Source organism: Natrinema sp. 1APR25-10V2 (assembly GCF_031626495.1).
Lineage (GTDB): Archaea > Halobacteriota > Halobacteria > Halobacteriales > Natrialbaceae > Natrinema.
The window spans coordinates 379427-391323 of sequence record NZ_JAMQOJ010000006.1 but is presented as its reverse complement, the minus strand read 5'-3'; the positions used below and the strand labels follow the sequence as shown (position 1 = coordinate 391323).

Annotated in this window: 12 protein-coding genes; 4 read left to right on the top strand and 8 right to left on the bottom strand. The window is 63.5% G+C overall.

Going from position 1 to position 11897, the window contains the following annotated elements; genetic code table 11:
• Window positions 1-27 precede the first annotated feature (27 nt).
• Window positions 28-1248 (bottom strand): molybdopterin molybdotransferase MoeA, encoded by a 1221-nt coding sequence (locus NDO75_RS20275; RefSeq protein WP_310908422.1) that lies wholly within the window; start codon window positions 1246-1248, stop codon window positions 28-30.
• Between the two features lie 284 nt (window positions 1249-1532).
• On the opposite strand from NDO75_RS20275, the gene NDO75_RS20270 reads away from it, so the two are divergent.
• Window positions 1533-2915, top strand: coding sequence for a nucleobase:cation symporter-2 family protein (locus NDO75_RS20270; RefSeq protein ID WP_310908421.1), 1383 nt, complete (start codon window positions 1533-1535; stop codon window positions 2913-2915).
• A 584-nt stretch (window positions 2916-3499) separates the two neighbouring features.
• Window positions 3500-5236 (top strand): adenine deaminase, encoded by a 1737-nt coding sequence (gene ade, locus NDO75_RS20265; protein WP_310908420.1) that lies wholly within the window; start codon window positions 3500-3502, stop codon window positions 5234-5236.
• A gap of 11 nt (window positions 5237-5247) precedes the next feature.
• Here ade and NDO75_RS20260 read toward each other — a convergent pair whose 3' ends face one another.
• From NDO75_RS20260 to yqeC, 3 genes are all read right to left on the bottom strand, one after another.
• On the bottom strand, window positions 5248-6042 hold the full coding sequence (locus NDO75_RS20260) for a GNAT family N-acetyltransferase (protein WP_310908419.1): 795 nt from the start codon (window positions 6040-6042) through the stop codon (window positions 5248-5250).
• Between the two features lie 227 nt (window positions 6043-6269).
• A complete protein-coding gene (locus tag NDO75_RS20255; protein ID WP_310908418.1) occupies window positions 6270-6914 on the bottom strand; it encodes a nucleotidyltransferase family protein in 645 nt (214 codons plus the stop codon).
• A gap of 265 nt (window positions 6915-7179) precedes the next feature.
• A complete protein-coding gene (gene yqeC / locus NDO75_RS20250; protein WP_310908417.1) occupies window positions 7180-7935 on the bottom strand; it encodes a selenium cofactor biosynthesis protein YqeC in 756 nt (251 codons plus the stop codon).
• Window positions 7936-8043: 108 nt separating this feature from the next.
• Here yqeC and NDO75_RS20245 point away from each other — a divergent pair, with 108 nt between their 5' ends.
• Window positions 8044-8292, top strand: a complete 249-nt coding sequence (locus NDO75_RS20245) for a sulfurtransferase TusA family protein (RefSeq protein ID WP_310908416.1) — start codon at window positions 8044-8046, stop codon at window positions 8290-8292.
• 3 nt (window positions 8293-8295) lie between these two features.
• Window positions 8296-9333, top strand: a complete 1038-nt coding sequence (gene selD / locus NDO75_RS20240) for a selenide, water dikinase SelD (protein ID WP_310908415.1) — start codon at window positions 8296-8298, stop codon at window positions 9331-9333.
• 3 nt (window positions 9334-9336) lie between these two features.
• On the opposite strand, the gene yqeB is transcribed toward selD, so the two are convergent.
• Genes yqeB through NDO75_RS20220 form a run of 4 tightly spaced genes read right to left on the bottom strand, consistent with a single transcriptional unit; the run spans window position 9337 to window position 11883 of the window.
• Complete coding sequence (gene yqeB / locus NDO75_RS20235) at window positions 9337-10917, bottom strand: selenium-dependent molybdenum cofactor biosynthesis protein YqeB (RefSeq protein WP_310908414.1); 1581 nt, start codon at window positions 10915-10917, stop codon at window positions 9337-9339.
• Window positions 10914-11159: a DsrH/TusB family sulfur metabolism protein gene (locus NDO75_RS20230; protein WP_345784912.1), complete on the bottom strand. Its 246-nt coding sequence runs from the start codon at window positions 11157-11159 to the stop codon at window positions 10914-10916. Before NDO75_RS20230 ends, yqeB begins: the two co-directional genes overlap by 4 nt.
• 2 nt (window positions 11160-11161) lie before the next feature.
• Window positions 11162-11515, bottom strand: coding sequence for a DsrE family protein (locus tag NDO75_RS20225; RefSeq protein ID WP_310908412.1), 354 nt, complete (start codon window positions 11513-11515; stop codon window positions 11162-11164).
• On the bottom strand, window positions 11512-11883 hold the full coding sequence (locus NDO75_RS20220; RefSeq protein ID WP_310908411.1) for a DsrE family protein: 372 nt from the start codon (window positions 11881-11883) through the stop codon (window positions 11512-11514). Before NDO75_RS20220 ends, NDO75_RS20225 begins: the two co-directional genes overlap by 4 nt.
• Window positions 11884-11897: the final 14 nt, after the last annotated feature.

The following is an 11897-nucleotide window of genomic DNA, read 5'->3' as shown; positions in this document are numbered from 1 at the left end:
TCTGTCTCCGGTCGCACACAGTCCCGCCTACTCGAGGACCGAATACGAGAGCACGCGGACCGAGTCCCCCGCCGACAGATCCGATTCCGTGAGAACGATGCCGTCAGCTCGCGTCGCACGCGTACTCGAGGAGAGGACGCTCGGATCGAACGTCTCGTCGTAGACTTCGAGCGGGGAGTCAACGTGACCCAGGGGGGTGGCCTGCCCCTCGTTCAGCGTTACCGGAACTGCATACTCGAAGCCCCGCGTTCCGATACCGACGTCGCTCGTGATGGTCGCCTCGGTCGTCGATAGCTGAGCCGACTCGCCGACGAAGAACGGACGCATAACGAGCGTCGCTACCGTATGCGCGCCGACTGGTTTCCCCGGGATCGCAAACGCTACCGCATCGTGATCGGGGAGTCGTGCGGCTGCGATCGGTTTGCCGGGACGAATCCTAACGCGATGAAACTGCACCCGGCCGAGCGATTCGAGTGCCCGAATGACGTAGTCCTTCTCGCCGACGCTCGTTCCGCCGGTCGTGATAACCACGTCGTGTTCGTCGGCTAACTGTGCGATTCGGTCTCTCGTCCGCTCGTACTCGTCCGGAACCGACCCCTCGATCGTTGCACTGTGACCCCACGAACGGACGAGCGCGGCCAGCATCGGCGAGTCGAGATCGGACGTCTTCCCCTCGTGAATCTCTGATCCAGTCGCCAGTACCCCCGCTGAGAGGTGTTCGTACACGCTAACCTGATCGATACCGAGGTCACGAAGCAGGATCAGATCCTTCGCTGATAGCCGTTCGCCGGCGTGAAACAGCGTTTCACCGGCCGACACGTTACTCCCCCGTTCGTACGTATACGTTCCCGGCTCGAGGGGAGGCCCCGTGAGTTCACCCGCTTCGACGGTTGCTTCCTCGATCTTGAGCACTGCGTTTGCATGCTCTGGGAGCGACGCACCTGTGGCGATCCGGACGGCTTCACCGCCTGCAAGCGACGGCGGTTCGTCCTCGGGAAATATTTCCGCGTCGCTGAGCGTGAGCGGATACGGTTCCGTCGCGTCGACGGCGAATCCGTCCATCGTCGCGTGATCGTGAGCCGGAATATCGCGGGGTGCGGTAATAGGTTCCGCGAGCGATCGGCCAGCGACACCGTCTCCGATGCGTAACTCGACCGTCTCACGGTTCGACAACACTCGGTCGCGGACGTTGAGTACTTCCGCGACGGCCTCGGAACGAGACAGCATCGACGTGTGATCGTGACCCATGCGACTAGGTTTCGGGGATGCTCACTAACCCTTTTTGTTCGATTTCCAACTGAGCGTGAGCGCCATCATAGCGGAGACCGGTCCTCGCACCGGTTGGAGAGGGCGTCTGTATCACGAGTCTGCGATCATCTCCTTTGCGACTGACTCGGATCCTTCCTCTGCTTCGTATCGGTACCTCTGGAGATACTCATGGGACTTGGAAATGGGATCACTACGATGCATACGCGACCTTATAATTGATAAGTTATTTATGATGGAGGGATGTCTGTGTGAATCGACAGCACATGTCAGAGAGTGACGGTTCCATCGAACTGGCGTACGAATTGGAAGACAAACCGCCGATGCTCAAGGCACTCTTCCTCGGGATTCAGCACGTAGCGGCCATGATCGTTCCGGCGACGGCAGTAGCACTCATTGTTGGAGGGGGCGTCGGGGTCGGTTCGGCCGACACGGCCTTCTTGGTACAGATGGTGCTCGTGTTCTCGGGACTCGCGACGCTCGTGCAGGTGTTCCCGATCGGCCCCGTGGGTTCTCGCTTACCCGTCGTTATGGGTACGAGCTTCGCGTTCGTCGGCGCGGCGATAGCTATCGGGAGCCAATACGGTCTCGACGCCGTCTTTGGGGCGATCATCATCGCGGCGCTGGTAGAGGTATTGATCGGATGGCAGTTCAAGCGGGTGAAAAAATTCTTCCCGCCGCTGGTAACGGGCCTTATCGTTATGATCATCGGCCTCTACCTGATTCCAGTGGGAATGGATTACCTCGCAGGTGGCGTTGGAGCCTCCGACTACGGTGCGTACCATAACCTCGGTCTGGGGCTACTCGTCATCGCCGTCACTGTCGGCCTGAATCTCTTCACGGATGGTCCGTTGCGGGTACTGAGTATCCTGTTCGGCCTCCTTGTCGGGTACATCGCTGCGATCGCCATAGGGATCGTCGACTTCTCGCCGGTCGCAGACGCGAACTGGTTCGCCGTCCCCGTCCCTGGTCGGTTCGGGTTCTCCTTCGAACCGATCGCCATCCTGACGTTCACCGCTATTCACATCACGGCAGCCATCGAATCTGTCGGGGACATCTCCGGCATCACGGCCGCCGAGGGTCGCACTCCCGACGAAGACGAGGTGACGGGCGGCCTCTTCGTCGACGGCATAGGTAGTTCGATCGGCGCACTGTTCGGCGCATTCCCACTGACCACGTTCTCACAGAACGTCGGTCTCATCAACTTCACGGGCGTCATGAGTCGTTACGTCGTCGGCATCAGCGGGGCCGTGCTGCTAGTTCTCGGATTCATTCCGAAGATCAGTGCCATCGTGACGACCATTCCGAGTGCGGTGCTCGGCGGTGCGGTGTTGGTTATGTTCGGAATGGTGATGGCGAGCGGCCTTCGTCTCATCTTCCTGAACGAACGCATGAACCGACGGAACATGGTCATCATCGCGACCTCGATCGGTGCTGGACTGGGCGTCGAAGTCCGGCCGGACGCGCTCAGTGCGTTACCCGACGAGGCGAAGATTTTCTTCGGGAACGCGATCATCATGACCGCCATTTCGGCGATCCTTCTCAACACGCTGGTTCCGCGCGAGACGGACACCGACATCGATGAGGCGGCGACGGGCGATCTCGACGAGGGCCTGGGGGCTGACGCAGTCGGCCCTTCGGAAGATTAACTCGACACTCTCCCTTTCCGAAACGGGGATCTGAGTGCGGGGTAGCGCCGGGACGCCGTGTGCTCCACGGTGTCGAATAGCTATCTTGATTAGGAGAGAATCCCGCTGTTCACGGCGTCCTCAGAACGCTTCGCGTTCTGATGGGCATCGCGAGCCGTCGGTTTGCTCAACGGGCGTGAATCGCCGCACTGTAGAGTTACGTGTTCGATGGTCGTACTGGCTGCTGACCGACATAAAACACCCAAGATAACTCCGAGACAGCAGGGCAGAACCGGGACCCTACTGCCGGATAGGAGTAACGGCAGCGTGGCCCCGCCAGCACCCCGTCGGTGTGCAAACGTAAGTTCCCAACCCAGCGAGCCTCGGCTTGTGGGAAGCCTCGCCGTTTACGGCGAGGAGGTGGTCACATCCTCACGCCTCGCTCGCGATTCTAGGAGTGGTACGCTACACCATAGCAACCTATTTTATGATCGAACTGGACGTACCACTATGCAGTGCAATAGTTTCGCATGCAGCGACCGGTCCCGACATCGGTTCCGCGACGATGCAGTGGCCGAGAAAACTTGCAAGGAGGCGACCCTCTCGTGACCCAGCCTGTCGACACTCTCGTCCGGGGGACGTTGGTCAACGTGAACACCGGTAATCTGGAGAAACGTTCCGTGGCAATAGACGACGGGACCATCGTCGCGCTGGACGAACGCCCAGCCGAGCGTGAACTCCACGCGAACTACATCGCGCCCGGTCTCATCGACGCGCACATGCACGTCGAGTCGAGCATGGTGACGCTGCCACAGTACGCGGACACGGTGGTCCCGAACGGCGTGACGAGCGTCGTTCACGACCCTCACGAAATAGCGAACGTGGTCGGCGCAGCTGGCGTCCGCGCCGTCATTCGGGACGCGGAACAGACGCCATTGAAGGCTCGCTTCACCGTCCCCTCTAGCGTCCCAGCGTCGGACCTGCAGGACTGCGGGGCGACGCTCCCCCCTGAGCAGGTGACGGCCCTGCTCGAGGAACCGAACGTCGTCGCGCTCGGCGAAGTAATGGACATCCCCGGGTTGATCGCGGGAGACGAGGGCGTCCACGCGAAGATTCGTGCCGCACAGGAGCGGGGACTGACCGTCGACGGTCACATGCCACGGGTCACGGGCGACGACCTACAGGAGGCCGCACGGTATCTCGACAACGACCACGAGAGTATCACGCTCGCCGAGGCTCGCGAGAAAGCCGATGTCGGCCTCCGCGTCTACCTGCGCGAGGGGTCCTCCAGCAAGAACCTCGCCGAGCTCCTTCCGCTCACCGAGGAGGTCGATACCCGCCGGCTCTCGCTCTGTACGGACGACCGTGAAGTCTCAGACATCGTCGACCAAGGCGGTGTCGACTTCGCCGTTCGGAAAGCGATCCGGGAAGGTGCGGACCCGGTCGACGCCGTACAGATGGCGACGATAAACACGGCAGAGAGTTACGGCCTTCCGTTCGGGAGAGTGGAACCGGGTGCACCGGCGGATCTCGTGTTACTCGAGGATTTGGACTCCTGGCGCGTCGACGACGTACTCATCGACGGTGAACTGAATCCGACGGCGGACGGGTCCACACCTTCCGGGACCAACATTCCGACGGACACGGTCGAGTTCCCCTCGGTCTCGGCGACGGACCTCGCTATCACGGCTCCCGACGGCCGCGGTCGCAGCGTCCGCGTTCGCGTCATCGACGCCGTCGGCGGCCTCCAGACCGAACCCATGATCGCCGAGGTCCCCGTACGGGAGGGTGCACTACTGCCGAATCCGGACGAAGACCTGCTCTCACTCGCTGTCATCGAGCGACACGGTGGGAACGGAGAGATCGGCCGCGGCTTCGTTCACGGGTTAGGACTCGACCGCGGGGCTGTCGGATCGACGATCGCTCACGACGCGCACAACTGCGTCGTCGCCGGTGCCGATCACGCCTCGATGGCGGCGGTCGCGAACAGACTCGAGGAGTTAGACGGCGGCGTCGTCGCGTACGATCCAGTCGACGACGAATTCGCTTCACTCGCGCTCCCGGTCGCCGGCCTGATGTCGAACGAGCCGATAGAAGCCGTCTACGAGCAGTTCGAAACCGTCGAGACCCACGCCGCCGAGATCGGGATGGTGGAAACGGGACTGATGGAACTCTCCTTCCTCGCCCTCGAGGTAATTCCGACGTATCGGCTCACGAACAACGGCCTCGTAGACGTCACGGACGGCCAGTACGTGGACGTGACGGTGTCGGAGCACGGCGGAGAACAAGGCCCTGATGTCGACCGCCGGTCGATTCCAGACGATAGCGTCAGTGAGCCCTGACGCACTGTCGCTCACCGGTCGACCGCGGCGGACAGGATTACGTCGTCCACATAGGACCCATCCAGCAGGTAGTGATCGTCTCGCGTCGCTTCGATGGTCCAGCCGCGGTCGACGAGAAAATCGATCCCCTGCTGATTCGTGGCGGGAAGGTGCTGATACAGTTTTTCGTAGCCACAGCGGTCGGCACACTGCCGAGCGTACGCCAACAGTCTGGTTCCAATCCCCGCCTCACGTCGTGATTCCACGACGCCACCGGTGACCGTCGCCGTGTGGGCGATTTTCGACCGGGCCGTCGCGTCGATGTGAACCCACCCACAGATCGTGTCCTCGAGGGTAGCCACGTAGACCGCGCGCTCGCCCGTCGAATCGCGCCGGTGGAGCGTCCCGCCGTCCGTCACCATCGCCAGGGTCGGTGCCGTTTCGACAGCCGGCTGTTCGCCGGCCATCGATCGGATAACGCTGACCAGTTCCGCGCGATCGGCCTCGGTCGCTGGTCGAAATTCGACGGGCGAATCGAAGCCGGAGAGACCGACCGTTTTCGTCTCCGCCACGCGGTTCAGATCGGCGGTCACACGGACCCGGTCGTCAGTCTCGACCAGCAATCCGTTTTGCTCGAGGAGCGCCAGATGGTGATCGATCGCGCGCCTATCGTAGGGGTATAGTTCCTCCTGCAGGCGACGAGGACGAACTGGACCGTGTTCGACGACGTACTCGTAGACGGTCCGCCGCTCCTCGTTGGTGATTTCAGTTGCCGACGCTGTACTCGACCGTAACACGCCACCAACCGGACTCGAATGTTCGCGCATAGTTTCTCCTGACAGCACGGTTGACAGTCCGGTAACTACCCGGATCCCGCGGCCGTCGACAGTACAATCGGGGCCGAAGTATATAGTTGCTCAAACGGACACGTCGCCAGATGTCCGTGGCAACACCTGACACATATAGGCAATAGCGGTTCTGCCGATCGTCGTTACCCCGCTCCGGAGGATCATGCCCCGGCAACGTCGATTTGTTCCTCCGTTCCGAGGCGGCATCATTCGGTGGGCTGCTCCAGATCCGCCTTGGAATCGATGTCCCTCGTCACGCCCGGATCGTCAACGTCGACGAAAGCGGTGTCTTCGTGGTTCTCGATGAGGTCCCGGCCGCCTCGGTCGCCGGAAACGGTCGACAGAGCGTCGTAGTGCTGGCGACCGAACAAGACGGGATTCCCACGCTGTCCCTCGTACGTAGGGGCGACGATACTCCCGCCGCCGCGCGCATACACCGTTCGCAACGTGTCGACGGTCTGTGGACGCACGAACGGCATATCTCCGAGCATGAAAACGGTGGCGTCCCAGCCTGCGTCGCGTGCAGCGTCGACGCCGACCCGGACCGTCGCACTCTGTCCCGCCGCGTAGTTCTCGTTGTATCGGATCGAGAACTCGAGATCGGCGAGAGCCGCCGTTACTCTGTCTGCCTCGTGGCCGACGACGGCGACGATATCGTCGACGGACGACCGACACAGCGTCTCCGCCGCCCGTCTCACGATGGGCGTCCCATCGACGTCCGCGAGGAGTTTGTTGCCGCCCTCGAACCGGGTCCCCTTCCCCGCAGCGAGGATCACACCTCCGATAGCATCCCGGGCGCTACCGCCATCCGACCCGTCCGTAATCCGATCCACGTCCGACTGATCTGCCATACGTCTCTTTCGTGACGGACCGTACTGGTTCTTTTCCTGTCGCCGTTACAGTCTCCGCTGTGCTGATCCACTGGTTCCGTGGGATCGTCCGCGACCGACCGATATGCCGATCGCGTCGTAGAACCGAGGCGAGTACCGACGAACGACGGGCGATGCCAACGTCGCGGTAGCCCACTCGAGGGCCTCCGTCTCGAATTTCTGGTCGACGCACCCGTAGCAGCGAATACGCTCGGAGACACGGTTCATCGACAGTTCACGGCCGGTATCACGGACTCTCAACGGCAAAGCACACGTCTCGTTCGAACGACGTCACGAGTCCGCGCGTAAATCGGGTCGTTCCCTCGAGCGCGTGCTCGAGCACGGCCCGCGCCGTCTCCCTGTGATCGGGCGTGTCGGCCTTGTTGACCATGGGGATGACGGCTGCACCGTCCGGTACGTCTTGGAGCCCCCCACGGGGGCTGGCGAGCACAGTGCCGATCGTTTCGGGCGTGATCGTGTCGCCGACGGAGAGACCCGCTATCGCGGCGACGCGTTCGGGACGGTGAACGACGGCCTCCGAAAGCGGTTCGCCGACGGCGTGCACCGAGGCCACGGGGACGACGTGGGTCGCCGCGTCGGGAACGACCGGCTCGCTGGTGTCGGGGGCCTTGAACTCCCGCGAGCGAGCCCCGTCGGCTTTGACGAGGAGCCAATCGACGAACCCGCGGGAGAAAACCGACGTCAGTGGCTCGGGATCGAAGCCGCGAACTTTCCGGTCGACCCGTTCGGGATCGGAGACCCACTCGCTCGCGAACGCGACCGGCGGCTCGGATTCGAGAAGCGCGTCCGGCAGTAGCTCGGCATTCGTTACCGTCAGCGGCAGTTCGGGTGGCGGCATCTGCGTCGTCGTCGTGAACCCGACGTCGTACCCTCGTTCGGTGCCCTCCCTCGTGAGTCGGTGCATGGCGGTCTTCTTGCCGCCGGCACCGACGAACGCGACGAGCGCCCGGTCGCCGATCCCCAGCGCGGTAGACAGCTGCATACCGTCAGTGTGCGACGGGAGCGAAAATAGGTTTGTGCAACGCACGTCGCGAGCGGCGTGGTGGATCGAGCCGACACTGTTTTGCGAGTGTCCCGCATACGTCGGCACATGACGCGAGTGGATGTGCGCGGAGAAGTCTGCCCGCGGCCGGCGCTGATCGTCCGCCAGCAGCTCGCCGAACTGGAGACGGGCGACAGCTTACTCGTACGAGGCGATTACCCCCCTGCGGAACGGAACCTCTGTCGTATGTGTCGCAAACGCGGGTTTACCGTCGTGGAGATCGAGGACGAAGGCGACGGGAACACGTTCGAGTTGCGCATCGAAGTGACTGAAGACGCCGAGCTTCCGGAGGCATAGCCGATGACCGACCGTTCCGACGACACCTCCGCCCGGCTTACCGAGTACGCCGATCTCCACGGCTGTTCCTGCAAAGTGGGCCAGAACGATCTCGAGGACCTCCTTCGGGAGGCGGGGCTGACCGAGTCCCGCGACGAACTGTTGTTCGGCGTCGGCGAGGACGCCGCCGCACGGCGACTGACCGACGATCTGGCGCTCGTTTCGACGGTCGATTTCTTCACGCCGATCATAGACGACCCCTACGACTTCGGCCGCGTCGCGGCGTGCAACGCCGCGAGCGACGCCTTTGCCACCGGGGCCGTCGACAACCTCGACTGCCTCGTCGTCCTCGGGCTGCCACAGGAACTGACGGACACTGCACCGATGATTCTGGCCGGTATCGCCGATGCGATCGACGACATGGACGGCGTGATCGCGGGCGGCCACACGATCATCAGCCCGTGGCCCTTCGCCGGTGGTGCCGTCTCCGCGACCGCACCGCCCGAGTCACTGTTGACGTCGCAGGGGGCGACGGCCGGTGATTGCCTCTACCTCACGAAGCCCCTCGGAACGCAGTCGGCGATGGGAGGGCTGCGCGTTTCGGACGGCGAGTTCGCCGACGTCGTCGCGGAGACCACGGACCGGTCCGTCCGACAGATCGGCGACGAAGCGCTCTCCTGGATGACGACCCCGAATCGCGCCGCCGCAACGGCCAGTCGAGAGGTCGCGACCGCGGCGACCGATATAACCGGATTCGGTCTCGTCGGGCAAGCGCAGGTCCTCGCCGACAACGCTGACGTAGGGATCGAGATCACCAGGCTGCCGATCATCGAGGGAACCGACGGACTCTCGAGGCTGTTCGGGTACGGCCTCGAGGACGGCGAGAGCGCGGAAACCAGCGGCGGCTTACTCCTGTCGGTCCCCGAGTCGCAGACGCCGACGCTCGAATCCCGTCTCGACGGCGCTGACGTCTTCTACCGTCGTATCGGACGCGTCACCGACGGGAACGACGTTTCGTTGCGCGATCCGACGGTAGAGCCGATTCGGCGCGACGAACGGTAGACGTTATCGGAGTTTCAGCACGGCCTCGAGGACGCCGCCGCCGAGACAGAGCGCTTTATCCGAAATCTTCGTCGGGTCGACGTCGTCGCCGCGCGGGTCGATATCGCCGAGTTTCGTCCCGTCGCTGACCTCGAGCCCGCCGTGGACGAGACCGCGAACGAGGCCGTCGATTTCCGCGACCACGTCGGTGCTGCCGATGTGACCCACGGTCTCGCCCGCCGAAACGAGGTCGCCGATTTCGACCACGGGCTCCCACAGCCCCTCGCCCGGCGCACGGAGGACCCGTTCGTGCGTGTAGCCGCGCCGTTCTCCCGGTTCGCCGTCGTACGGACTCGCCCGGCCGTCGTAGAACACGCGACCTAACTCGTGTCCTCTGTCCGTTTCGACGACTGCGTCGACGTTCTCGCCGGCTTCGAATCCGGGACCGAGACCGACGACCACGTCCGCGTCGTCGCGGCGGGTGCCCGTATCGGTCCGACCTTTCGCCAGTATGGCATCGACGACCACGGCCGCGTCGAGCGTCGTCGCGATCGAGGCCTCCGGGTCCTCGAGGACCGGGACCGCATCGTCCTCGAGTATCTCGATCGCCTCGTCCACGTCGGCCGCTCGTCGTCCGACGACGCCTTCGATCGATACGTCGTCTTCGTACATCGCCGCCGCGAACGCCACCTCCCGTCGAACGACGGTCGGTCGCTCGACCTCGGTCACCACGACCGGATACCCGGCCTGATACAGTCGGTAGACGACGCCGCTTCCGAGGTCGCCGCCGCCCCGGACGACGACGAGGTCGTCGAGATTCAGTCGCGTCGCGCGCTGTCCGCCGGCGCCGTACCGATCCATGTTCACCTCCGAGAGTATCGCCAGCGCGACGTCTTCCGGGCCGCTCCCGCCGAGATCGAGCCCGACTGGTGCTCTGACCCGCGCGAGTTCTCGCCGGCTATACCCCTCATCGGCGAGCGAATCGAGGACGTGTTCCGACTTCGTGTCGCTGGCGACGAGGCCGACGTAGCCGGCGTTTCCGTCGAGCGCCGCAGCGACGGCGCGCTGATCGAACGTCCCGCTGCGCGTCGCCACCGCGATCGACGTTTCGGCGGTCATCGGGAGCTCGGACAGCGTCTCTCCGTACTCCCCGTGGATGACGTCCGTGTCGTCCGGGAACGTATCCGGGTCGGCATATTCCTCGCGGTCGTCGACTACCGTGACGTCGTACCCCATCCGCTCCGCTAGCGCCGCGAGTTCGACGCTGATGTGGCCTCCACCGGCGATGTAGAGGCGTGCCCGTCCGCGAATTCGTTCGATGAAGACGTCCATCGTCCCGCCACAGACCATACCAGTGTTCCCGCCGGGCTCGAGTTCGTACGTTCGAACGCCGGAGTCGGCCTCACCGTCCAGCACTGCTCGCGCGTCCTCGACGGCGAGGTGTTCGACCGTTCCGCCGCCGATCGTGCCGTAGTTGTCGTCCGCGGTGACGAGCATCCGATCTCCGACGTCTCGGGGTGCGCTCCCGTCCTTATCGACGATCGTCAGCATCGCAGCGGGCTCGCCGTCATCGACCAGTTCGGTGACTCGTTCGAACACGCTCATACGAAGTTTTTCACCTCGTTCTCGACTATCAGATCGATCAAACCGTCGTACGAGATCGCCTCGATTTCCGCGGGGAGATCGACGCCGCGGACGGCGGCGTCTTTCTCGACGGCGTAAAGTTCCGCGTCGAGCGCCGGAGACAGGAACACGCCGTCCTGTATGAGGACGACACGCGCGTCCGGGTCGTCGGCTGCAGTTCGAAGTCCGATATCGGCCATAGGTTCGTCTATCAGGTATAGCATGGTTAGAAGTCCAGCACGCAGTCGGCGTCCCGAATGCGCCTCGAAACCTCGTCGCCGGCGCGAACGGTCACGTCGTCAGCGATCTCGTCGGGAGAGATCTCTCGCTCCGTCATCGCGGCGGCGTCGACGATCATCGATCCGTCCTGTTCCCGCAGATCGGCGACGTGTCCCGGCATGTTCAGCGCGTCTCGGTCGACGTCGCTTCGAGCGGCGTACGTACCGTCTTCCGTGAAGACCACAGTGACGTCGTGCTGATCGAACCCCGCTGCGACGCCGCGCGCCGCTCGCAGTCCTTCCGGGACGTGAACGCGTCCGTACGGTGCTCGAGTCAGTAACACGACGACATCGCGCTTCATAGCGATATCACTCGGTCCGCGTCGCCGATCATGTCCGCCAGATCCGGGAGGAGTCCGACCTCGACGCCGTCCGGATAATCGTCGGGCGCCTCGATACCGCGGGCGTCGACGCAGAGGCCACAACAGATCACCTCGGCTCCGTCGGCGATGAGTTCCTGAAACTTCTCCGTCGGCATCTCGTCGTAGAGACCGGTGTCCGAACAGTCGGGAAACGTCTGTCCGTCAACGGGCACGAGCGCGCCGTCGAGGTAGTGAAAGAACGAAACCTCGTGACCCTTCTCCAGCGCCGCCTTCCCGAGTTCGTACGCCGTTCGCCAGCGCTCGCTGTCGAACGGTCCGCCAGTCAGTAGAACCCCAATGGAAGCCATGTTCTACCATAGCG